Source organism: Microbacterium jepli (assembly GCF_047237905.1).
Classification (GTDB): Bacteria; Actinomycetota; Actinomycetes; order Actinomycetales; family Microbacteriaceae; genus Microbacterium.
Genome location: NZ_JBDFLW010000005.1, coordinates 43,656 through 65,803, shown reverse-complemented (window position 1 = coordinate 65,803; position 22,148 = coordinate 43,656). Strand labels below are relative to the sequence as shown.

The 22,148-nt window shown below is 72.2% G+C and carries 21 protein-coding genes and 1 tRNA gene; 7 read left to right on the top strand and 15 right to left on the bottom strand.

The annotated features are described in order from the left end of the window. Positions 1 to 2: 2 nt before the first annotated feature. Positions 3 to 1,169: a glycosyltransferase gene (locus tag ABC304_RS04600; RefSeq protein WP_412929165.1), complete on the bottom strand. Its 1,167-nt coding sequence runs from the start codon at positions 1,167 to 1,169 to the stop codon at positions 3 to 5. After that, a complete protein-coding gene (locus ABC304_RS04595) occupies positions 1,166 to 2,299 on the bottom strand; it encodes a glycosyltransferase (RefSeq protein WP_412929164.1) in 1,134 nt (377 codons plus the stop codon). The genes ABC304_RS04600 and ABC304_RS04595 overlap by 4 nt, the downstream gene beginning before the upstream one ends. A 128-nt stretch (positions 2,300 to 2,427) precedes the next feature. On the opposite strand from ABC304_RS04595, the gene ABC304_RS04590 reads away from it, so the two are divergent. The 4 genes from ABC304_RS04590 to ABC304_RS04575 all read left to right on the top strand — a co-directional run bounded on the left by ABC304_RS04590 (position 2,428) and on the right by ABC304_RS04575 (position 7,148). Beyond that, positions 2,428 to 3,264, top strand: a complete 837-nt coding sequence (locus tag ABC304_RS04590; protein WP_412929163.1) for a WcbI family polysaccharide biosynthesis putative acetyltransferase — start codon at positions 2,428 to 2,430, stop codon at positions 3,262 to 3,264. Further along, positions 3,261 to 4,259 carry a glycosyltransferase family protein gene (locus ABC304_RS04585; RefSeq protein WP_412929161.1) on the top strand — a complete coding sequence of 333 codons (999 nt, stop codon included), beginning with the start codon at positions 3,261 to 3,263 and terminating at the stop codon, positions 4,257 to 4,259. The genes ABC304_RS04590 and ABC304_RS04585 overlap by 4 nt, the downstream gene beginning before the upstream one ends. Then, complete coding sequence (locus tag ABC304_RS04580) at positions 4,256 to 5,584, top strand: glycosyltransferase (RefSeq protein WP_412929160.1); 1,329 nt, start codon at positions 4,256 to 4,258, stop codon at positions 5,582 to 5,584. Before ABC304_RS04585 ends, ABC304_RS04580 begins: the two co-directional genes overlap by 4 nt. A gap of 154 nt (positions 5,585 to 5,738) precedes the next feature. Next, on the top strand, positions 5,739 to 7,148 hold the full coding sequence (locus tag ABC304_RS04575; protein WP_412929158.1) for an MFS transporter: 1,410 nt from the start codon (positions 5,739 to 5,741) through the stop codon (positions 7,146 to 7,148). A gap of 39 nt (positions 7,149 to 7,187) precedes the next feature. Here the strand turns inward: ABC304_RS04575 and ABC304_RS04570 are convergent, their stop codons facing one another. From ABC304_RS04570 to ABC304_RS04560, 3 genes are all read right to left on the bottom strand, one after another. After that, positions 7,188 to 8,024, bottom strand: a complete 837-nt coding sequence (locus ABC304_RS04570; protein WP_412929156.1) for a hypothetical protein — start codon at positions 8,022 to 8,024, stop codon at positions 7,188 to 7,190. Positions 8,025 to 8,191: 167 nt separating this feature from the next. Next, on the bottom strand, positions 8,192 to 9,553 hold the full coding sequence (locus ABC304_RS04565) for a cell wall-binding repeat-containing protein (RefSeq protein ID WP_412929154.1): 1,362 nt from the start codon (positions 9,551 to 9,553) through the stop codon (positions 8,192 to 8,194). Between the two features lie 115 nt (positions 9,554 to 9,668). Beyond that, positions 9,669 to 10,292: a MarR family winged helix-turn-helix transcriptional regulator gene (locus ABC304_RS04560; protein WP_412929152.1), complete on the bottom strand. Its 624-nt coding sequence runs from the start codon at positions 10,290 to 10,292 to the stop codon at positions 9,669 to 9,671. Positions 10,293 to 10,433: 141 nt separating this feature from the next. Between ABC304_RS04560 and ABC304_RS04555 the strand changes: the two genes are divergently transcribed. Then, on the top strand, positions 10,434 to 11,552 hold the full coding sequence (locus tag ABC304_RS04555) for a MarR family winged helix-turn-helix transcriptional regulator (protein ID WP_412929151.1): 1,119 nt from the start codon (positions 10,434 to 10,436) through the stop codon (positions 11,550 to 11,552). Positions 11,553 to 11,618: 66 nt separating this feature from the next. Here the strand turns inward: ABC304_RS04555 and ABC304_RS04550 are convergent, their stop codons facing one another. Further along, a complete protein-coding gene (locus ABC304_RS04550) occupies positions 11,619 to 12,395 on the bottom strand; it encodes a lytic transglycosylase domain-containing protein (RefSeq protein ID WP_412929150.1) in 777 nt (258 codons plus the stop codon). Next, positions 12,385 to 12,990 (bottom strand): dCTP deaminase, encoded by a 606-nt coding sequence (gene dcd / locus ABC304_RS04545; RefSeq protein WP_412929149.1) that lies wholly within the window; start codon positions 12,988 to 12,990, stop codon positions 12,385 to 12,387. The genes ABC304_RS04550 and dcd overlap by 11 nt, the downstream gene beginning before the upstream one ends. Positions 12,991 to 13,504: 514 nt before the next feature. Here dcd and ABC304_RS04540 point away from each other — a divergent pair. Continuing rightward, a tRNA-Gly gene (locus ABC304_RS04540) sits at positions 13,505 to 13,575 on the top strand. A 26-nt stretch (positions 13,576 to 13,601) separates the two neighbouring features. On the opposite strand, the gene ABC304_RS04535 is transcribed toward ABC304_RS04540, so the two are convergent. The 4 genes from ABC304_RS04535 to ABC304_RS04520 are packed head-to-tail and all read right to left on the bottom strand — an operon-like array spanning position 13,602 to position 17,369. Beyond that, positions 13,602 to 14,135 (bottom strand): cysteine hydrolase family protein, encoded by a 534-nt coding sequence (locus tag ABC304_RS04535; RefSeq protein ID WP_412929148.1) that lies wholly within the window; start codon positions 14,133 to 14,135, stop codon positions 13,602 to 13,604. A gap of 34 nt (positions 14,136 to 14,169) precedes the next feature. Continuing rightward, a complete protein-coding gene (locus ABC304_RS04530; RefSeq protein ID WP_412929146.1) occupies positions 14,170 to 14,994 on the bottom strand; it encodes an SDR family oxidoreductase in 825 nt (274 codons plus the stop codon). A gap of 51 nt (positions 14,995 to 15,045) precedes the next feature. Continuing rightward, positions 15,046 to 15,702 carry a response regulator gene (locus ABC304_RS04525; protein ID WP_412929145.1) on the bottom strand — a complete coding sequence of 219 codons (657 nt, stop codon included), beginning with the start codon at positions 15,700 to 15,702 and terminating at the stop codon, positions 15,046 to 15,048. Then, a complete protein-coding gene (locus ABC304_RS04520; protein ID WP_412929143.1) occupies positions 15,699 to 17,369 on the bottom strand; it encodes a sensor histidine kinase in 1,671 nt (556 codons plus the stop codon). The genes ABC304_RS04525 and ABC304_RS04520 overlap by 4 nt, the downstream gene beginning before the upstream one ends. Before the next feature lie 189 nt (positions 17,370 to 17,558). Here ABC304_RS04520 and ABC304_RS04515 point away from each other — a divergent pair, with 189 nt between their 5' ends. Then, a complete protein-coding gene (locus ABC304_RS04515) occupies positions 17,559 to 19,097 on the top strand; it encodes a CitMHS family transporter (RefSeq protein ID WP_412929142.1) in 1,539 nt (512 codons plus the stop codon). An 89-nt stretch (positions 19,098 to 19,186) separates the two neighbouring features. On the opposite strand, the gene ABC304_RS04510 is transcribed toward ABC304_RS04515, so the two are convergent. The 4 genes from ABC304_RS04510 to ABC304_RS04495 all read right to left on the bottom strand — a co-directional run bounded on the left by ABC304_RS04510 (position 19,187) and on the right by ABC304_RS04495 (position 22,096). Then, the gene (locus ABC304_RS04510) at positions 19,187 to 19,564 is read right to left on the bottom strand and encodes a hypothetical protein (protein ID WP_412929140.1); all 378 of its coding nucleotides are present in this window, start codon (positions 19,562 to 19,564) and stop codon (positions 19,187 to 19,189) included. 119 nt (positions 19,565 to 19,683) lie between these two features. Then, the gene (locus ABC304_RS04505) at positions 19,684 to 20,595 is read right to left on the bottom strand and encodes a ferredoxin family protein (RefSeq protein WP_412929139.1); all 912 of its coding nucleotides are present in this window, start codon (positions 20,593 to 20,595) and stop codon (positions 19,684 to 19,686) included. Then, positions 20,592 to 21,839 carry a cupin domain-containing protein gene (locus ABC304_RS04500; RefSeq protein ID WP_412929137.1) on the bottom strand — a complete coding sequence of 416 codons (1,248 nt, stop codon included), beginning with the start codon at positions 21,837 to 21,839 and terminating at the stop codon, positions 20,592 to 20,594. The genes ABC304_RS04505 and ABC304_RS04500 overlap by 4 nt, the downstream gene beginning before the upstream one ends. Next, complete coding sequence (locus ABC304_RS04495) at positions 21,839 to 22,096, bottom strand: BatC protein (protein ID WP_412929136.1); 258 nt, start codon at positions 22,094 to 22,096, stop codon at positions 21,839 to 21,841. The genes ABC304_RS04500 and ABC304_RS04495 overlap by 1 nt, the downstream gene beginning before the upstream one ends. Between the last annotated feature and the right edge of the window lie 52 nt (positions 22,097 to 22,148).

Genomic DNA, 22,148 nt, shown 5'->3' with positions numbered 1-22,148 from the left:
CGTCACAGACCGGTCGCGCGCAGGTCGAGCGCCGCCAGGGCGGGCGCCGACTCCGGCACGATCTGGGGCACCGGCGCCTTCGCGGTGAAGGCGAGAACCCGCTCGACGTCGCGGTGGCGGCGCGACAGCGCGTGCCGGCGCACCGCGGCCCTGCGCACCTGCCGCCGCGACGGCGGGTCGGTGCCGAGCAGGGCGAGCTCCGACGCGGCGAGCGCGAGGGCGTCCACGTCGCCCGGCGGCACGACGGCGGTGCCGGGCAGGCCGTGCAGCACCTCGGGCACCCCGCCCTCGGCGAAGGCGACCACCGGGGTTCCGGTCGAGAGCGCCTCGGCGCCGACGAGCCCGAACGGCTCCTCCCACACCGGGGTCACGAGGGCGACGGCGGAGCCGCCGACGAGCGCGCACAGCTCCGGCTGGCGGAGAGGGCCGAGGTACTGCGCTCCCCCGCCCAGACGGGGTGCGATCTCGCGATCGAAGTAGGCGACGTCACCGACCCGCCCGGCGAGCACGATGTGCGCACCGGCCCGACGCGCAGCATCCATCGCCAGATGCGGCGCCTTCTCGGGCACGATCCTCCCGAACCACACCCAGGATGCTCCGCCCCGACCGCGTGACCAGCGATCGGTGTCGACGCCGTTGGGGAAGACGAACGCGTCGATGCCCTCCGCCGACCAGGCCCGCGCGGTGTGCCCGCTGACGGCGACGAACCGGTGCGGCGCATCGTGGACGGCTCGGCCTGCTGCCACCATGCCGGGCAGCGGCGGCGTGTGCAGCGTGGTCACGACCGGCACCCCGGCATCACGGCTCCAGAGGATCGGCGCAGGGTCGAGGCTGTGGTTGTCGACCACGTCGAACGGACGGGACGCCGAGCCCACGACCCGCAGCAGGCGGTCCATGGCGCGCTCGAGCGCGAGCGGATAGCCGTCGGGATAGTCGGTGTCGGAGGAGGAGGCGGGGTCGTCCCACGTCGGTGAGGGAAGGATGAAGGCGCTCGACGGGCCCAGGTAGTCGGATCCCGCCGCGGCGGCCAGGGTGACCTCGTGCCCGCGGCTGCGGAGCCAGCGCACGCGGTCCCACACCGCCGCCTCGAGGCCGCCGGCGTGAGGTTGGCGCACGGCGTGCCGCGCGGGAGCGATGACGAGGATGCGCAGGGTCTCCAGGGCCCTCATGCCGCCACCCCCAGGGCACGCGCGTAGACCGCGAGGTGGGCCTCGCGGACGCGGACGCGCTCCGCGGCGCGCTCGGCGGCCCGAGCGCGCACCTCACGCTCGCGCTCGGCGGAGCCCGGACTGCTGCCGGCCGCGGCCGCACGGGAGATCGCCGTCGCGAGCGAGTCGGCGTCGCCGATCGCGAAGGGGTGGAAGTCGTCGGGATGCTGCGACCCGGCGTGGCCGACGGGAGGGCCGGCGACCGTCACGGCCAGGTCGAAGCACAGCTCCACCCAGCCCGAGTGCGTGCCGTGGCGATAGGGGAGCAAGCAGACGTCCAGGTCGGCCAGCCAGTCGGCCAGCGCGTCGTCGTCGAGCCTCGGCTCGCGTTCGAGGACCGCGCCCGGGGCCTCCGCCATGAGGTCCGCGATGGCCGCGGCCTGCGCCTCGTCGCGGACGCGCTCGTTCAGCCGGACGACTCCTTCGACCTCGGTGCCACGCGCGCGCAGGACCGCGACGGCGGCGGCGAGCGTCTGCACCGTGCCGAGGCCGTCGATGTTCGGACGCAGGTCGCGCAGGTGCACGCCGACGCGGCGGACGGATGCGGGCGTCCCCGTGGGGCGCGGGGCATCGTCCTCGAGGAGGGAGGGATGGGGGATCACCCTCGCGCGACGACCCCAGCGCGCCGCGATCTCGTGGGCGGCACCGTCCGTGAGGGTGATGAGTTCGTCCGCCACCGGCACCAGCTCATCGAGGAGCAGGAGGTAGGCCGCCTGGTCGCCGAGCTGCGGGTTCTCGAGGTCGTGCACGGTGAAGACGACGGGGCGGCCGGCGGCGCGCAGCGCCGCCAGAGCCTGCGCGAGCTCGGCCGGCGTGAAGGACTCGAGACCGAAGTGCACGTGCACGAGGTCGAGGTCGCGCGCGTGCGCCTGCAGCCAGCCGGAGGTGAGCACCTGCGGCGGCCACCACTGCCCGGCGGGGGCGCCGGGCGGGCGGGGGTCGTCGATCACGCGGACGTGCGCCACGTCCGCGACCGCACGCGAGTACGGGTGGGCGGCGGGAACGGCCGCGACCGTGAGAGTCCTGCTGGCGAGCGCGTCTATCTCTTCCTCCTGCAAACGTTCGGACGCCGGCGAGTGCGTGTACCGCATCGGCTGGGCGTCCGCAACGCAACACAGGCGGTGAGGGTTCGACGAGACCGAAGTATTACGGTTCTCATCATGAACAGCACGCAGCGGACGCCGGGAGGGTTGCGGCGCGTGATGCTCCGGTGCTAGCAGTGCGGCCGCCGTCGGGATACGGCGTCGTCGTGGGCAACTGCCAGGCCGAATCGGTGCGGCTCGTGATCGACTCGCCCGAGACGCCGACGATCCGCACCCGGGCGGTGCACGAGATGACCGCCGACGACGCCCGCGACCTGCACGATCTCCTCCGCGGGGCGTCGTTCCTGGTCAGCCAGCCCATCCGCGACGACTACCACGACCTCCCCTTGGGCACCGCACAACTGCGGGCGTCCCTGCCGGCGGGAGCGCCGACCGTCGTGGTCCCCGTCATCCGCTTCGCCGGCCTTCACCCCTTCCAGGTCGCCATCCGCATGCACGATCTCGAGTACGAGCCGCCCCTCGTCGGCTACCACGATGTCCGGCTGCTCGCGGAGGCCGCCGGAACCCCCGTCCGTCACCGCCTCGCCCGCGAGGACATCCGCGCGATCGCCGATGAGTCCGTCGGGGAACTCGCGCGTCGCGAGCAACACACGGACATACGCGTGTCCGACCTCTTCGCCTCGCCGCGATTCGCGCAGATGCGCACGATCAACCACCCTGGGAACGCCGTCTTCCTCCCCGTGGGCGAGCGCATCCTGCGCGCACTCGGGCGCGGAACGGAAGCGACCGACCCCGGTCGGCCCATCCTGTCGTCGGTGCGCGCACCCCGTGAGGACTGGGCGATCGAAGCGTGGGGATCGGATGCTGCGCCTCACCCCGACTGGCTCGTGCACGGTGACCCGCTGCCCGCCGCGCAGGTGCGCGAGGCGCATCTCTCCTGGTACGCCGAACACCCCGCCTTCGTCGAGGCCGCGACGCGGCGGCTCGCTCCGCTGCTGGCGAGATGGGCGTGACGGCCGCGCGGAGCGCGCCGCCGGTGCTTCTGCTCCGCGACGGACCGCACGGGGTGGCGGTGTACGAGCGAGAGGTGGCCGCCGCCGTGACGCGCTCGGCGGCCGTCCCTACCGCCCCGTTCTCCGCGGCGGAGGGCCTTCCCGCGGGTGTCCCGGTGCACGTCCACTTCACCGACCGCCTGTGGGGCGGGAATCCTGAGGAGGCGGCGACGGCCTTTCTGGAGCTCGCGGCGCGGCATCCGGTCTCCGTCACGCTGCACGACGTCCCGCAGGCGTCAGACGGCGAACGCAACCGTCCCCGGCGGGGCGCGGCCTATCGAGCCGTTGCGCAGGCGGCGCGCGGCATCGTCGTCAACAGCGAGCACGAGCGACTGCTGCTGGCCGAGGAGGGCGTGTGGATTGGTGCGACCGCTGTCATCCCCCTGCCGGTGGATCTGATGGCGGATGCCGCGGCCCGGCCGCCCGCCGAGGCCGTCAGCACTCCGGATGTCGGGGTCCTCGGCTACTTCTATCCGGGCAAGGGCCACGATGAAGCGCTCGCGGCGGCTCGCGCGGCCGGACTGCACGCACTGATCGTCCTGGGCCGCGCGTCCGACGGCCACGCCGAGGATCTCGCGGCCTTCGTCGCCCGAGGGCGCGACGCCGGCGTCGCGGTCTCGGTGACGGGATGGCTCGACGACGCGGCGATGGCGGAGCGGTGCCGATCGGTGGGCGTGCCGGTCGTCGCCCATCGTCACGTCTCGGCGTCGGGGTCGCTCGCGTCGTGGATCGGCTACGGCCGACGGCCGATCTCCGTGGCGAACCGGTACGTGCGGGAGATGGCGGCGCTGCGGCCGGGAGCCCTCACGGTGGTCGAGGAGGACGAGCTGACCGCGGCGGTGCAGGCCGCGGCATCCGATCCGTCATCCACCTGGCACGGGCTGACGGAGGTGCCCGGCGGGCTTGCCGATGTCGCCGCCGCGTACCTGCGCTGGTGGGACGAGGGGATGCCGTGACCGGCCGGACGACGGGCGACCGGGTGCCCGGCAACCGCTGGGACCTCCTCGACGGCCGCGCGCCCGATCCGCTCCCGCGGGTGAGCGTCATCGTCGCGCACTACGAGCAGCCTGCGGAGCTCGCCCGCACGCTCCTCGCCCTGGCGCGGCAGGACTACCCGCGCGATCTGCTCGAGGTGATCGTCGCCGACGACGGCTCGACGATCGCCCCGCTCGTGCCCGAGGGCATCGCTCTCGTCCGCCAGGACGACCTCGGGTTCCGCCTGTCGGCCGTCCGCAACCTCGGCGCCCGCTCCGCGACCGGCAGCGTGCTGTGCTTCCTCGACGCCGACACGGCGCCCGAGCCCGGCTACGTGCGCGCCCTCACCCGCCTGCCCGCCCTGCTGCCCGAGGCGGTCACCGTGGGGCGACGCCGCCATGCCGACCTGCGGGACACGCCGGCGGACGCCCCGATCGAGGAGGCGGGACCTGGGGCTGCCCTGCCCGAGCCGGAGTGGCTGGCAGACGCCTACCGGCGCAGCGGCGACCTCCTCCGCAGCGACGACCGCTCGTACCGGTTCGTCATCGGTGCGGTCATCGCGTGCACCCGTGCGCTCTTCGACGAGCTCGGCGGGTTCGACGAGTCCTTCACCGCGTACGGCGGCGAGGACTGGGAGTGGGCGCACCGCGCCTGGCAGGCCGGCGCCGTGTTCGCCCACGTTCCCGACGCGGTCGCCTGGCACGACGGCCCCGACTGGGCCGGCCGCCCCGACGCGGCCTCCCGCGCCGCCGCGAACCGCCAGACGCTGCGGCTGGCCACGGCGATCCCGGTCACCGGATCCCGCGGCGCGGGTCTCCTGCCCGCGCAGCCCGACCTGCTCGTGCACCTCCGGGGAGAGCCGACGGATGCCGCCGCCTTCGTCTGCGTCGACGCCCTGCTGACAGCGGTGCCGACCGCCACGATCCTCGTCGACCGCCTGCCCGACGTGCCCGCGCTGCGCGACGACCCCCGTGTGCACGACCTGTTGAGCGGCGAGGCGGCGCCGGGCGACGCCCGCGTGACGCTGACCCTGCCGCGACCGGTGCTGCTCTCCTGGGACCGTCTGCGGGACCGCGTCGCGGCGCTCGGCACCGACGAGGACGGGTCGGTCGAGCTGGTCTCCCCCGACGGCGCCGTGCTCGGCGTGGCCGTCTCCCGGCGCGCACGGGCGCGGCGCGACCGCTGGGGCGACGACCGCGGTTTCCGCACCGGCCGCCTGATCCTCGACGACGCCCCCGTGCTGCGCGACGACCCCGACGTCGAGGCGTACGTCGGCGGGTGGGCGGGCCCCGATCGCCTCTGCTGAGCGCGATGTCGAGCGCGATGGCGAGGGCGGCAGACCCGACCGCGCGCCGCGCTAGCCTGAGCGGGCGGCGTGACGGCGCGCCGCGGCATCCGGATTCCGACCTCTCCCGGCAGGGTGCACCGCACGTTCACCGAGAGGTCCTACCGTGACGCACATGGAACCCGATCCTGCGCCCTCGGCCCCGGTGCCGCCGCCCACGGCCAACACCGGCGCCATCGGTCCGATGGCGCGCGAGCTCACCGACGAGCCGGTCCCGCGGCGCCAGGTGGTCTCGTGGGCGATGTGGGACTGGGCGACGCAGCCCTTCAACTCCGTCATCCTGACGTTCGTCTTCGCATCGCTCTATCTCGTGTCCGACAACTTCCTCCCCGCAGACATCGCCGCGCTGCCGGCGGGCGACCCGGCGCGCGAGCGCGCGCTGGCCGACCTCACCAGCGGCTACGGCTTGGCGACCACGCTCGCGGGGCTCCTCATCCTGCTGCTCGCGCCCGTCCTCGGGCAGACAGCCGACCGGTCGGGGCGGAAGAAGCAGTGGCTGATGGCCTTCACCCTGCTGCTGGCCGTTGCGCAGTTCGCGCTCTTTTTCGTCCAGGCCGACCCCGTCTTCTTCTGGTACGGCGCGATCGTGCTCGCCCTCGGCGCCGTGATCTCCGAGATCGCCGGCGTGAACTACAACGCGATGCTCGTGCAGGTCTCGACGCCGCGGACGATCGGCAAGGTCAGCGGTCTCGGCTGGGGCCTCGGCTACATCGGCGGCATCGTGGCGCTGACCCTCGTGGTCATCCTCACGCAGCTGGGCTGGTTCGGCATGGACACCTCGAACGGCATGGCCTACCGCGTCATCGCCGCCGGCTGCGGCCTGTGGACGATCCTGTTCGCCCTTCCGCTGTTCCTCAACGTCCCGGAGCGTCCGCCGCTCGAGCGCGCACCCCGGGTCGGCTTCTTCGCCTCCTACGGCATCCTCGTGCGCGACATCGCGAAGCTGTATCGCGAGCACCCGCCGACGTTCTGGTTCCTCCTCGCCAGCGCCGTCTACCGCGACGGTCTCGCCGGCGTCTTCGCCTTCGGCGGCATCCTCGCGGCGGTGGCGTTCGGGTTCACCGACAACGAGGTGCTCATCTTCGGCATCGCGGCCAACGTCGTGGCGGGCATCTCGACGATCCTGGCCGGCCGCGCCGACGACCGCTTCGGCGCCCGCAACGTCATCGTGGCCGCTCTGATCGGACTCATCGCGATGGGCGTCTTCGTCTTCGCCCTGCACGACGTCGGCGCGATCGTCTTCTGGGCCGGCGGCCTGCTGCTCTCGGCGTTCGTCGGCCCCGCGCAGGCGGCCAGCCGGTCGCTCCTGGCCCGAGCCACCCCGCCGGGTATGCAGGGCGAGATCTTCGGCCTCTACGCCACGACCGGTCGCGTCGCCAGCTTCATCTCCCCCGCACTGTGGACCCTGTTCATCGCCGTCTTCGGCTCGACCATCTACGGCGTACTCGGGATCGTCGTCGTGCTCGCACTGGGCCTGGTGCTGCTGCTCTTCGTCAAGCTCCCCAAGATCCAGCGCGTCAGCTGACACGAAAGAGGGATCGCCTTCGGGGTTTCCGGCCGCGCGTCAGCTCTCCGAGCCGGCCTTGCGTCGCGTGCGGACGACCAGGGCGACGACCAGCCCGATCACGACGAGGACGAGCACGACCAGGGCGATGATCGGGCCGATAGGAGTTCCGTCGGAGGCGGGCGCCGGTGCCGGTGCGGCGGAGGAAGACGGCGTGGTGACGGCGGACGGCGTGGCCGACGGCGTCGGCGACGACCCGCTGACGGTGATCTCGGTGGAGGCGAGGGGCGTCTCGCCGTCGGTCACGTCGATCGAGTAGGTGCCGGGCTGCGTGGCGGTGAACGTTGCCGTCGCCGTACCGTTGCTCACCGGCGAGGACGACGGCGTGATGGCGGCCTGCTGCGCCGATGCGCCGGTGCCGAAGACCGCTGACTCGAGGCCTCCGAGATTCTTCGCCGTGATCGTCACGGCCTCGCCGACCTTCGGCGAGGAGGTGGACAGCTCGATGATGGCTCCTGCCGGCGCGGAGCCGGTGACGGTGACCGTGCCCTGCGCGATCGAGGTCTCGCCGGTCCCGACGGCGATGGTCACGGTGCCCGCCACCGTGCCGCGGAAGTACACCACCGCCGTGCCGTTGGAGACCGGAGCTTCAACCGTCGTTCCGAAGGTCGTCTTGTCGACGGAGAGCGCGCCCGCGGACGGATCGCCGAGACCGAAGAAGGCCTTCTCCAGCCCGCCGAGGCCGGTCGCGGTCACCGTCGCGACCTCGCCGACGGCGACGGAGGCCGGCGCGACCTGCACGGTGGGCTGCTCCTGTGCCGACGCGGCGGGTGCCGCGGCCCCGAGCAGTGCAGCCAGGACGAGACCGGCTGCCGTGATGAATGACGAGGTGGACATGAGCCGCCCTTTCCGGGGTGCGATGCGGCGTGTGTGCCGCGCGCTCACAGTCTGATCCTCCCGGTGCCGCTTTCGTATAACGCTTGCATACAGGTTTTGGAACCGGCAACAGACGAGGGACGGGATGCCGCGGCATCCCGTCCCTCGTCTGTTGCTGTCAGCTCAGGTCAGCAGGAACCGAGCTCGGCGACATTCCGGCTGAGGGTCGCCTCGCTCCCGAGGACCACGGCACCGGACGCACGACGCACGAGCAATCCGTCCACGGTCGGCCACGGGAGGCAGTTGGTGTCCGACAGGTACAGCGGAGCGCGTAAAGCTCCCGCCAGCGGTCCACCCGCCAGTGCGTCGATGAACCCGTAACCGTTCGCCAACACAGTGAAGTCCGTGTCACCGAACACCCAGTCGTTGATGAGGCCCGCCGTCTCATATCGATCCACGCCAGCCAGCCGAATGACGTTGTCGGCGCCCAGCGCCTGTTGCAGATCGCCTTCGAGCCCGAGACTCACGGTTGTCGGCCCTCCCGCAACCACGACCTTTGTGACACCCAACCCGCTCAAAAGTGAGCGTGTGGCGTCGTCCAGCCGACCGACCCCGTTGACGAGGAGTACCGGCGCGCCCATGTAGCCGGCAGCCGGGCCGGCGGCCAGTGCGTCCGGGAAGTTCGCCCCCGTGGCCACGATCGCATACGGGCTTCCGATCGAACCGAATGCGTCTTGCACGATGAGGGACGCCGTCTCATACCTGGTGGCGCCGCCGATCCTGTCGACGACGGCGCCCGTGCCGACGGTGTTTCGGATGGACGTCACGACCGCGTCGGACACGGAGTTCGCGTCACCGACGATGACGACGCGCAACGGGTTCAAGCGACGAAGTTCCTCGGAGATCGAGCCCGGAAGGTAATCCGGTGCGGTGGGGAGGAACACGCCGCCACCCAACGTGGCGGCCGGTCCTGCCGCGAGAGCATCCGGGAATTTGTAGCCATTCGCTACGTAGACGACCGGAGCACGGTACTCGTCCGCGATGATCCAGTTGGAGATCGCGACCGCTGTTGCGAATCGATCAGGGCCGGCTAGTCGCCACACATCGAACACGCGCGGCTCGAGCGTGACGGTGCCGAGGTCCTTCACCTCGTTCTCTCCGATGACGACATCCGTCCGCTCGAAGAAGTACCGGGCGTCCGAGTAGTACTCCGAGCCGACGGGCGAGTACGGGTCCGCGGTGAACTGGATGGCGTATCGGCCAGCCTCCGCGACATCGGCGGAGAAGCGCCCACCCGATATCGGGTCGCCGGAGACGGCCACAGGCTCGAAGAAACCGCTTTCGTCGCTGAACCGCCACATCGAGACGGTGATGCCTTCAGCGGGCCGAAGCGCACCGTAGTCGTTGTACTGCACGTAAGCGGTGACGCCCGCCGTCGCCGCGGCCGATATCTCGGGCGCCGCCGTCGCCTCCGACGTTTCACGGTAACCGGCGCGACTGTCCTCTGCTGGCTCGTCGGCGGCGAACGCCGGAGCGGGGACGGCCGCCACGAGGGCGAGCGCGAGGACGGCGGTCAGAGCGGAAGTCACGACTCTGGGGCTTCTCATAGGGTTTCCTCAGGTTGACGGGTCGGCTGAACGTAGCACGCCGCCGCCTCCCCTCAAATCACGATTGAGGCCACGCCTGCGCCAGCTTCGTCAGGAGACGCGCGAGCTCGACGCGCTCCGCCTCGGTGAAGTCGCCCAGCGCCGACTCCACGGCCCCGCGGCGCTCGCCGCGGAAACCCCGGATGAGGGCCTTCCCGTCATCGGTGAGCACCACACGGGAGCGCCGCGCGTCGGCGGGATCCGCCTCCCGGCGCACGAGCCCGAGTTCGACCGACTGCTGCACCAGCCGCGACGCGCGCGGCTGGTCGACGCCGACAGCATCGCCGATCTCGCTGATCGAAAGGGGATGGGATGCCGCGGCCAGCGCCTCCAGCAGGCGCATGCGCGCGGGCCCGCCGAAGCGAGGGGGCATGCCGGCCGCCCACGGGGGCATGCCACGCATCCCGTGGGGCCCGTGCGGGAAGCCGCCGTGCGCATGGCCGTCGTGCTCTGATCCGGCCGCGGCCCCCGAGGCGCCGCGGCCGTCGGGGAACCGCATCCCGCGGCGCTGCCACGGGCCGTCTCCACCGGGACCCTTCTCGTCCCAGGGCGGTCGCGGCATCCGTCTGCCTCGCAACGTCGCGAGAGCGCTGACGATCTGCTCTGCGGGGTCGGGCGTCGAGGAGGGCGTACGGTCCGGCATCCTCCCAATTTACATGCCACTTGACATGCGATGGGAACACATGTCACACTACATATGCATGCATAATGACATGCACCACCGCCGCGACAGCCCGCTGCCGCACTCACTGCCGCAGCACCGCACCGGCGAGAAGGGAGAGCCGTGAACGGCTTCCACAACGACGACACAGACCCCACCACGTACGACGGCGACGAGATCGCCGCGAAGGAGAACGACATCAACAGCAAGGACGACACCCTCGACCCCGGTTCCACCCCCGACAGCGGCGCAGACGCCGCGAAGGAGAACGACATGAACAACAACAACGACGACACCTCCACCGCCCCCGAGGCGGACCACTCCGACGAGCAGCGGCCGCTGGGCTTCTGGCTGCGGCTCGTCGACCACCACCTGACCGCCGCCTTCGACGCCGAGTTCGGCGACGAAGGCTTCGACCGCCGCGCGTGGATCGTGCTGAACCTCCTCTCCGGCGAGATGGGCGACGCGGCGCTCGCGCGTCTCTCGAAGATCGAGAGCAAGCGCGGCGGCAAGCTTCTGCGCCGCCTCGAGGACGACGGGCTCATCGCACGCACCGACGACTCCTGGGCCCTGACCGACGCCGGACGCGCGCAGCGCGACGCGATGAAGGACCGGGTCGACGCCATCCGGGCACGGGTGCTCGGCGCCGTGTCCGAGGAGGAGTTCGAGGCCCTGATCGGCTCGCTGAAGAAGATCGCGCGCGAGTTCGGCTGGGACGGCAGCGGACGGATGCCGCGGGGACGCGGCTTCGGACCCCGGGGCTTCGGGCGCCGAGGCTTCGGTCCGGGCTTCCGGCCCGGCTTCGGTCCCGGTTTCGGCGGCTTCGGCCGCGGCGGGGGCTTCGGCCCCGGCGGCTTCGGTCCCGATTCGGAGGACCGCCCCCGGCCCTTCGACGGCGAACGCGGCAACGCGCACCGCGGCTTCGGTCCCGGCGAGGGTCCTCGTCGCGGTCGCCACGACCACGATGACGCCCACCGCCCCGAGTTCCGGGGCGAGTACCCGGGCTCCGGGCACCGCCACGAGCGCGGTCAGGGCTGCGGCCACGGCGAGCATTCGCACGAGCACCGTCGCGGCTTCGGCGGCGAGCGCGGCTCCGGCGAGCGCGGCTCCGGCGAGCGCGGCTTCGGCGGGCATGAGCGCGGCCGCGGGGGTGCGAGCCGCTCTGCCGAGCGCGCCTTCGAGCGCGGCTTCGAGGCCGGAGCGGCCGCGGCATCCCGCATGTCGGCCGGCCCGCAGGTCTGACGCACCGCCGAAGATGAACCAGAGGCGCCTCGGGTCACCCCGGGGCGCCTCCGGCGTGTCCGGGAATCAGCGCCGAGCGGCTGCGGCGTAGCGGTCGGCCTGTGCGGCGACGTCGTCGACGTACACGTCGAGATGGTTGTAGGCGAAGATCGCCGTCCGCCACGGCTCGGGCTGGGTCAGATCGCCGTAGTGGCAGAGGTAGCGCGCCGCCGCGAGCGCGGCATCGTCGATCTGCTGCGGATCCGCGCGGCCGTCGCCGTCACCGTCGGCGCCCCAGGACGCCCACGTCTCCGGGATGAACTGCAGCGGCCCGACGGCGCGGTCGATCTCCGCCGTCCCGTCGATCGCGCCGCCGTCGCTGTCGGCGATGAGCGCGTTGCCGTCGCCGTCGAGGTCCGGCCCCCACACGCCGGGTCGCGTGACGCCGTCGTCGTCGATGGCCGCGCCGTCGTGCCGGCCGTGGCTGGACTCGATCCGCCCGAGCGCCGCCAGCGTCGTCCAGCCGATCCCGCACTGCGGGTTCTCCGCGCGCACGGCGATCTCCGCGCCGGCGTAGCCGAGCAGCGCCCGCACCGGGATCCCGCTGCGCGACGACATGCTCTCGGCCCATTCCCGATCGACCAGACCCGCATTTCCGACGGATGCCGCGGCACCCTCGATCGCGACCGGAGCAGTGGGCGCAGCATCCGGAACTCCACCCACGGGCGACGGACGAAGGGTCTCCGCCACCGCGGGCACGATCACGACCGCGCCGAGCGCGAGGTGCGCGGCGACCACGACCGTCGCGGCGAGCACCGTCCAGATCGGATGCGGGCGCCTGCGCCGCCGACGCTCAGCGGCCATCGGCTCCGGCATCGCTCGTGCCGACGTCGGTGCGGTGGAAGTTCTGCGCCGAGCGCGACGCCGTCGGCCCGCGCTGACCCTGATAGCGGTTGCCGTACGGGCCGGAGCCGTACGGGTTCTCCGCCGGCGACGACAGGCGGAAGAAGCAGAGCTGCCCGATCTTCATGCCCGGCCACAGCGTGATCGGCAGCGTCGCGACGTTGGAGAGCTCGAGGGTCACGTGACCGGTGAACCCGGGATCGATGAACCCCGCCGTGGAGTGGGTCAGCAGTCCGAGGCGCCCGAGCGAGGACTTGCCCTCCAGCCGCGCCGCGACGTCGTCGGGCAGCGTGACGCGCTCGAAGGTCGACCCGAGCGCGAACTCGCCCGGGTGCAGGATGAACGGCTCGTCGGGCTCGACCTCGATGAGGCGCGTCAAATCGGGCTGATCCTTCGCCGGATCGATGAACGGGTATTTGTGGTTGTCGAACAGCCGGAAGTACCGGTCGAGCCGCACGTCCACGCTCGACGGCTGCACCATCGCCGGGTCCCACGGGTCGAGTCCGATGCGCTTGGCATCGATCTCCGAGCGGATGTCGCGGTCCGAGAGCAGCACGCGCCCAGCCTAGCCCGCGGGGTTCGGCGGCGGCGGGTGGGGGCCACCGTCCGCCGCGATCAATCCGGCGGGGGACGGTCACCCTCCCACGCGAACATTCCGGCGGAGATCTCCGACGACACGCCGAGTGACGGATGCGGCGGCTCGGCGTGTCGACGAGACGACCCGCCGTCCTGTCCGCCACAGCAGCCTCCGGCATCCGCCGCTTCCCGGACTCCGCCTTCCCGGCCCGGTGTGCAACTCCACCGATCCGGCCGCCATCCCGCCCGGGCAGCCCGATCCGGACCCTACCGCCGCCGGATCCGTGAAGTTCGGCCAGCGCATCCCCGCCGCCGCGCGAACAATCCGGCGGGGATGCCCGGCAACACACCGAGCGACGGGTGCTGTGGGGTGGCGTGTCGTCGCACAGACCCGCTGTTCTGTCCGTCTGACCGGCGCCCGAGCTGCGCGCACGAGCGGGAGGCTGCGGCATCCGGGTTTGTTATGCTGGCCGGACCGCCGCGAGGCGGTGCCCGGGGATGTAGTTCAATGGCAGAACTTCAGCTTCCCAAGCTGATAGCGCGGGTTCGATTCCCGTCATCCCCTCCGCATGACCGCCCTGACGCCCCGCGTCAGATGAGCTCGGCCACCGGCGCGACGCGCGCATACGCGCTGCCGAGCGCCGCGAGGAACGCCGCGTGCACGGATGCCCCGGGCACCTCGGTGCCCGCGAACGAGAGGTCGGGGGCGGCGCACGCGTCGGCCGCGACCGTGACGGTGTAGCCGAGATCGGATGCCGCGCGGACGGTCGCATCGACGCACATGCTCGTCATCATCCCGGCCACGATGAGCTCCGTCACGCCGCGGGCGCGCAGGAGGTCGTCGAGCTCCGTCTCGACGAACGCGTTCGGCGCGTGCTTGACCACCACGACCTCGTCGCCGGCGGGCGCGACGCGCGAGTCGATCTCCGCGCCGGGCGTGCCCGCTTCGAGGAACCCGGAGGGGCTCTCGTGGCGCACGTGCACGACGGCGCCCCCGTGCGAGCGCTGTGCGGCGAGCAGCTGCGCGGCGGCGTCGGCCGCCGCGTCCGGGCCGACCAGCGGCATCCGTCCCCCGGGGAAGTAGTCGCGCTGGATGTCGATGAGGAGGAGGAGCGGTGCAATCACACGCTCATCCTCCCCCGGAAGACGACCGACGGGGTCAGCCCTGAGCGAGCTTGGCGACGTCGTCCCACTTCTCCCAGTTCGCCAGGCGCGCCTCGTAGTCGGGGCGGACGATGTCGAAGGCGGCGGCGCCGAAGAAGGTGCGGAGCGGCGGCTCCGGCGCGTCCACGATCCGAAGCAGAGCCGCGGCCGACGCGTTCGGGTCGCCGGGCTGGCCGGAGACGGCCGCGCGCTGCTGCGCACGACGCTCGCGACCGGCGTCGTAGGCAGCGATCGGCTCGGAGTGCCGGGCGCTGTCGCCCGACCAGTCGGTGGCGAAGCCGCCGGGCTCGACGAGCGTCACGTGGATGCCGAACTCCGACACCTCGGCGGCGAGCGCCTGCGAGAATCCCTCGAGCGCCCACTTCGACGCGTGGTACGCGCCGAGGTTCGGGAACGCGGACACGCCGCCGATCGAGGAGACCTGGATGATGTGGCCGCTGCCCTGCGCGCGCAGGAACGGCAGCGCCGCCTGCGTCACCCAGAACGCGCCGAAGACGTTCGTCTCCAGCTGGTCACGCAGCTCCTGCTCGCTGAGCTCCTCGATCATGCCGAACTGGCCGTAGCCGGCGTTGTTGACGACCACGTCGAGCGAGCCGAAGTGCTCGTGCGCCTGCGCGACGGCCGCGAAGTCGGCGTCGCGGTCGGTGACGTCCAGGGCGATGGGGAGGATCGCGTCGCCGTAGCGCTCGACGAGATCGTCGAGCGACTCGACCTTTCGCGCCGTCGCGGCCACGCGGTCGCCGCGCTCGAGGGCCGCCTCGGTCCATTCGCGTCCGAATCCGCGGGAGGTGCCGGTGATGAACCACGTCTTCTGAGTCATGGAGAAGATGACGCGCAGACGTGCTCGCGTATTCCCGAGCGGATGCTGCGCTCAGGCGCCGCGGCGGACGTAGAGGTGCTCGGGCCGGCCGGTCGTGCCGTAGCGCAGGCGCACCTCGATCTCCCCACGGCCGGCGAGCGCGGCCAGGTGCCGCTGCGCGGTGGCGCGCGAGAGTCCGGCCTTCTCCGCGATCTCGGTGGCGGTGGACTCGGCGACGCCGAGGGTCGACAGGATGAGCTGCTCCGTCGCAGTGCGGGAGACGGAGGCCGGCTCCCCCGCGACGTGCAACAGGGCGAGCGCCCGGTCGAGCGACTCCTGGGTGAGCGGGCGGTCCTCCGCGAGCAGGTTGCGCGCGCGGGCGTAGCGGTCGAGCCGTTCCACGAGCGCCCGCCGCTCGAACGGCTTGATGATGTACGACAGCGCGCCGGCGCGGAGCGCCCGACGCACCGTGGGCGCGTCAGTGGCGGCCGACAGCACGATCGCGTCGAGCCCCGCGGAGCGCACCAGGTCGATGCCGTCGCCGTCGGGCAGGTAGACGTCGACGAGCACCAGATCCGGCGCGTCCCGCCGGATGGCCGTTCTCGCCTCGCCCACCGAGCGCGCCGGCGGCAGCGTCGCGAAGCCCGGTCGCTGGTCGACGATGTCGCGGTGCAGGTCGGCGACGCGGAAGTCGTCGTCGACGATGAGCACGCGGATGGGCTCGGTCATCCGCCTGCACCTCCCACACTGTCCGGCAGGCGCGCACCGAAGACGGCCCCGTCGCCGTCCGGACCGCCCGGGTCGATCACCCACACGTCGCCGCCGCGGTGACGGGCGATCTCCCGCGACAGGGTCAGTCCGATGCCGTGACCGTGCACCGCGTCATCCTCTCCGTCCGAGCTCCGGCGCGCGAAGACGTCGGTGCCGGGCGCGATCCCGTCGCCGGAGTCGGCGACCGTCACGACCAGGGCATCTCCGTCGTCCAGCAGGCTGACGTGCACCCAGCGCGGCGCCGGAGCATGCACTGCGGCATCCACCGCGTTGTCGATGAGGTTGCCGAGCACGGCGGCGACGTCCTCTTCGCGCCGGATCGCGCCGAAGAGCTGGGTGTCGTCACCGACGCCCAGCCGCACCCCGCGCTCCCCCGTCTCCAGCGCCTTCGCGCCGAGGAAGGCCTGCAGGAACGGGTCGCTCACGAGGTCGAGGTTCTCCACGGGGAAATCGACGCTGCCCCGCTCGACCAGATCGCTCAGGAACTCCCGCGCGTCCGTGACGCGCTCCGCGTCGATGAGGCCGGCCGCGACATGCATGCGGTTGGCGAACTCGTGCCGCTGCACCCGCAGCGCGTTCGTCATCGCGCGCACCGTCTCGAGCCGCTCCGTGAGGGCGATGAGGTCGGTGCGATCGCGCACGAGGATGATGTCGCCCAGGTCGCGACCGTCGCGGCGGACGGCGCGCACATCGAGGTAGACCAGATGACCGTCGATCAGGATGCCGTCGGCATCGCTGCCCGCGTCGCCGCCGGTCGCGCGGCTGACGTCGGATGCCACTAGGGTGGCGGCCGAGGCGTCGATGCGCGCGACGGCCTCGGCGGGCACCCCCGCCTCGGCGAGCGTGCGTCCGACCGGATCCCGCGCGCCGAGCAGTCGCTGCGCGGTGGCGTTGCACACCCGGATCACGCCGTCCGTGTCGCGGGCGATCACGCCGTCGTCGACGCCGTCGAGCACCGCGGCCTGATTCTGCACGAGGGCCGTCAGCTCCTCCGGCTGCAGGCCGAGGGTCACGCGCTCCCACCGTCGGCGCATGAGCACGCTCGCCAGTGCGGCGAGGCCGACCGCGCCCAGCGCCGCCAGGCCGACCGCGGCGAGCACCGCGGGCAGGTCGTCGAACACGCTCGCCGTCTCGAACCCGACGCTCACCTCGCCCACCGGCCGGAGACCCGCCACCGGGTAGATCGGCACCTTCGCCCGCGCGGACTCGCCGAGGGTGCCCCGCTCCCAGTCGACGACCTCCTTTCCGGCCAGCACGTCGGCGAACGGCGTGCTGACGACCTGCCCCAGCAGATCCGGATTCGGGTGCGCGAGGCGGATGCCGTGATCGTCGGTGATGACCACGAAGAGCGCGTCGGTGCGGGCGCTGATGTCGCCGGCGAGGGCCTGCAGCACTCCGTCGCGCAGCTGCGCGGCATCCGGGGTCCCCGGATCCTCGGAGAAGGCCGCGACCAGCTCGCGCACCTCGGGGCCGACGGCGACGGTGCGGGCGATGTTGAGGGCGGACGACTCCGATTCGGCGCGCAGCTGCTGCACCGCCAGGAGGAGGAAGAACACCGCGCAGACGAGCACGACCGAGACGACGGTCGCGAGCTGCACGAGGAGGAGCCGGGTGCTGAACCGCATGCCGCCTCCTCGGGGCCGATGTGTCGGCGGCCGCATCGACGTGGCCGCCCGCGCATGAGCAGAATGCGCGGAACTCACGCTACGCGCAGAAGGCGAGGGAATGCGGCATAGCGCGCGCATCAGTCCGGTGCTTCGTAGATTCCGTTGAAGCCCGCGCACGGACGCGCGGGTGGAGACGAGGGAGTCGAGATGGACATCACAGCACTGAACCGGGTGATCACCGCCGCGGACGAGGGCTACGACCTGGCCTTCGTGCCGTCCGAGGGGATCCTGGTCGCCCTGGGCTTCACCATGGTGCTCGCCTTTATGGCGCTGATCATGACGCGGCGACTCACGCCCATGGTGGCGCTGATCCTGGTGCCGACGGTCTTCGGCCTCTTCGCCGGCGCCGGACTGGGACTCGGCGACATGATCATCGACTCGATCGGCAAGCTGGCGCCCACCGCCGCGCTGCTGATGTTCGCGATCATGTACTTCGGCATCATGATCGACGTCGGACTGTTCGACCCGCTCATCCGCGTCATCACCCGCCTCCTCGGCGACGACCCCGCCAAGGTCGTGCTCGGCACCGCGATCCTCGCCGGCGCTGTGTCGCTCGACGGCGACGGCTCCACCACATTCATCATCACGACTTCGGCGATGCTCCCCATCTACCTGCGCCTGGGCATGAGCCCCGTGGTGCTGACGTGCGTCGCCGGCCTGATGAACGGCACGCTGAACATCGTGCCGTGGGGCGGCCCGACTGTCCGTGCCGCCAGCGCGCTCGGTCTGCAGCCGACCGACATCTTCGTGCCGATGCTGCCGTCCCTCGCCGCCGGCCTGATCGTCTCGCTGGCCTTCGCCTGGTTCCTCGGCCTGTCGGAGCGCAAGCGCCTCGCCGGCTCCATCGACACCACGAAGCTCGACGCCACGAAGAAGGACGGCTTCTTCGGCGGCCCGGCGATCTTCCGCGGTGCCGAGCCCAAGCCCGGCGCACGCGCGACGCTGCGCACCGGCAACCTCGTCACCGTCTCGGGCGGCCGCGCGCCGATGACCGCGACCGGCGTGGTCGACGCGAGCGACACCGCGATGGCCGACACGATGCTCGACCCGAACCGCAAGACCCTCCGACCGAAGCTGATCTGGTTCAACCTCGCGCTCACGCTGGCCGTCATGGTGCTGCTGGTGCTGGACCTCTTCCCGCTGCCCTACATCTTCATGGTCGGTGCCGCGGTGGCCCTGGTGGTCAACTTCCCGAAGCTCAAGGGTCAGGCCGACGAGATCGTCGCGCACGCGCCGTCCATCGTCGGCGTCGTCTCGATGGTGCTGGCCGCCGGCGTGCTCGTGGGCGTTCTCAACGGCACCGGGATGGTCGACGCGATGGCGAACTGGGTGACCACCGTCATCCCGTCGTCGATGGGTCCGTTCCTCGCCGTCATCACCGGCGTGCTGTCGATCCCCTTCACGTTCTTCATGTCCAACGACGCGTTCTACTTCGGCATCCTGCCGATCCTCGCCGAGAGCGCCTCGACGTACGGCATCGCGCCGGTCGAGATGGCGCGTGCGTCGATCACCGGCCAGCCCGTGCACCTGCAGAGCCCGCTCGTACCGGCCATCCTGCTGCTGGTCTCGCTCGCGAACGTCAACCTCGGCGACCACCACAAGAAGGTGCTGTGGCGCGCGACGATCGTGTCGCTGGTGATGCTGGCGGTCGGCGTGCTGGTCGGAGCCATCCCGCTCGCGGCCTGATCGGCAGCCGTACGCACGGGAAACGCCCCGGAGCTTCTCGGCTCCGGGGCGTTTCGCGCTGCGCGCGGGGGTGCGTCAGCGGTGGTGCGTCAGCGGCGGAAGAAGGCGCTGGCCGCCTTCGTCCACAGCAGGACGATGCCGATCAGCGCGAACAGGGCGGAGACGACCCCCGACCACGCGTTGCCGGCCGTGGTGAAGATCGTCACGATGCCGTTGATCAGGTTGAGCGTGAAGACGACCGTGGCGATGGTGCGCGCGAGGTTGCTGCCGCGCCAGAGGCCGACCGCCACGAAGATCGTGGCGAGACCCAGCACGACGCCGATGATGCCGCCGAGGACGGCGGCGCCGGGGGCGGCCGAGGCGGGCGCCGTGAGCAGCAGGACCGCGCCGCCGATGACGTTCAGCGCTCCGGAGATCCAGGCGAGGATGGCGACGAGGGTCACGCCTCCGGGACGACTGCGGGCCATGGTGTGCTCGTCGGTTCGGGGTCGCGGTCAGAGTACACCCGGGCCGGCGAGGTCCATCGTCGCCACGACGGCCGGCTTTCGCGCTCACCCGCCACGGCCGCGAGGTTCGCGAGCGGAGTTCAGCCGGCCCGGACTCCGTCGCGGATGCCGTCCAGCCGGTAGTGCCTCACCTGCACCGGCCGCCGGGCCGCGCATGTCGAGAGGAGCGGCTCGGACGCGTCCTCGCCGAGCGCGATCTCGACGGGTCCGTCCGGTCCCTGCAAGGTGACGGTCCAGCCGTCCTCGGTGCGGGCCTCCGCCAGGGGCGCCCAGTCGTCGATGCGGTCCCCGCCCCGCGCCTCGCGGGCGAAGTGCTGGGCGGCCTGCACCGGGTGACTCAGCGAGCTGCGGCCACGGTAGAACGCATCGACCACGCGGCCGTCGAGCGCCGCGGCGGCGATGGCTGCAGCATCCGCGTCGTCGGCATAGCCGTAGTACAGCCCGTGCGGGAGCATGACCATCGTCCCGGCGAAGCGGTCGCCGCCCAGGTGCGAGCACTCCCACGTCTCCTCCGGATAGGCGGCGGCGAGCCCGGTGACGACCTGGCGCCCGCGGACGGCGCAGCACTGGTCGTGCCGGCCGTGGGTGCATACGCCGAAGAGGAGGCGGTCGGATGCCACGCCCGAGCTTCCGTCGAGCGGCAGGTCTCGCAGCTCCTCGAGGTCGGCATAGCGGCCCCAGCGCATGCTCTCCTGCCCCGGGCGCGAGTCGGCGATCGCCCACGCGCCGCCGGGCTCCTCACTGTGCCGCTCCCGACCCGTGCGGCGGATGGCGAGCACACGCATGCCCTCCGCCTCGGCGCGGGTGACGATCGCGCGCCCGAGCACCGGATCGAACGGCGGGTCGAGCAGGGCGCTCGGCCCCCAGGCCGCCGCGACCTCGATGAGCAGCCAGCGGATGCCGCGCGGCCCGGTGCCCGCGAGCGGATCGCTCCGCTCACGGGCCCGATCGCTGCACGGACGCCATTCGATCGGCGCCATCGCGTCGGTCACGCCACCACGAGCCCTTCGCGGAGGAGCCGACGCACGACGACCACGGCGCTGTCCTCGTCGAGGCCGGGGAGCTGTCGCACGGCGATCGGCCCGCCCTGCGAGAGGGCCTCCAGCGCCGGGCGGGCTTCGGCGGGCAGACCCAGCGTGACCGCCGGAGTGACGATGCGCACGCGCTCTCCGGCATCCTCGAGCCGCACGCGCACGCCGGCCCGCCATCGCACGACGGTCTCGGGCGTGAGGGCGGCGGCAGCTGCCACGGCCGCCAGCGGCGCCACGGGCTCGGGCCGCACCGACCGCTCGAATCGCGACGACAGGGCGCGCGAGACGGGAGCGGTGTCGGCACCGGCGAGGGCCTCGGTCAGGCGAGCGATCGTCTGCGCGACGACGTCCTCGAGCTGGCCCGCATCGGAGAGGTCCACACCGAGCGGCAGCGAGGCGCGGAGGTCGGGCACGTCGCGGACGACACCCAGCAGCGCGTCGATGACGTCGGCGCCCGTGTAGGCGGACATGCCGACCGTCAGGTGCACCGACGTGTCGCCGAGGGCCGTCGCGGAGTGGATCCATCCGCGCGGCAGGTACAGCGCGTCGCCGGGGCGCAGCACCGCGTCGATCGCGGGCTCGCCCTTCGCCTTCGCGGCCACCTCGTCGCCGACCTCGCCCCACGGCTGGCTGGCGAGCGGATTGTCGAGCACCGGCTCGTGGATGACCCAGTGCTTCTCGCCCGCCACCTGCAGGACGAAGACGTCGTGCGTGTCGTAGTGCGGCGAGAAGCCCTGCGACGAGGGCGGGGTCACGTACGCGTTGACCTGCGCGGGGTGACCGATGTCGAACACGAGCTCGCGCGTGAAGTCGATGATCGCCGGCCACAGCCGGTGCAGCCCCTGCAGGACGATGGTGGCGCCGGAGGCGAACTCCTTCAGCACCTTCTCCGATGCGACCTGATCTCCGACCTCGGCGCCGAAGCCCCCGGGCGCGGTGAAGGCCGACGGCGGCAGCACCGTGCCCTCGCGCGCCATGCGGATGAACGGCGTGCGCACCCCGCGACGGGTGACGAGTTCATCGACGGATGCTGCAGTGAACAGGTTCTCGAAACCGTGCTCGTTGCCCGGACGTGTCGCCAGCTCCTCGGCGGTGGACAGCAGGGCCTTCCGCCCCCAGTACTCGTCCGCGAAGACCTGCTCGTCGACCCGGATGCAACGCGAGAGCGCGGGCCGACGGATCGGCCCGCGCTCTTCGTCCGTCACTAGGCCGAACCGTCGGCGCCGCCGTCGTGGCCGCCGGGGTTGGCGCCGCCGTCAGCGGTGCCCTCGCCCTCGTCGGCCGAGCCGTCCGCGCCGCCGTCGTGGCCGCCGGGGTTCGCTCCGCCGTCAGCGGTGCCCTCGCCCGCCGAAGCCGAGCCGTCGGCGCCGCCGTCGTGGCCGCCGGGGTTCGCTCCGCCGTCGGCGGTGCCCTCCCCGCCGGATGCGGACTCGGGCGTGATGTCTTCGTCGTTGATGCTCATGTCGCCACCTCTCACCGGCGGTCCACCCGCCTGGCATGACGATAACGCGGGC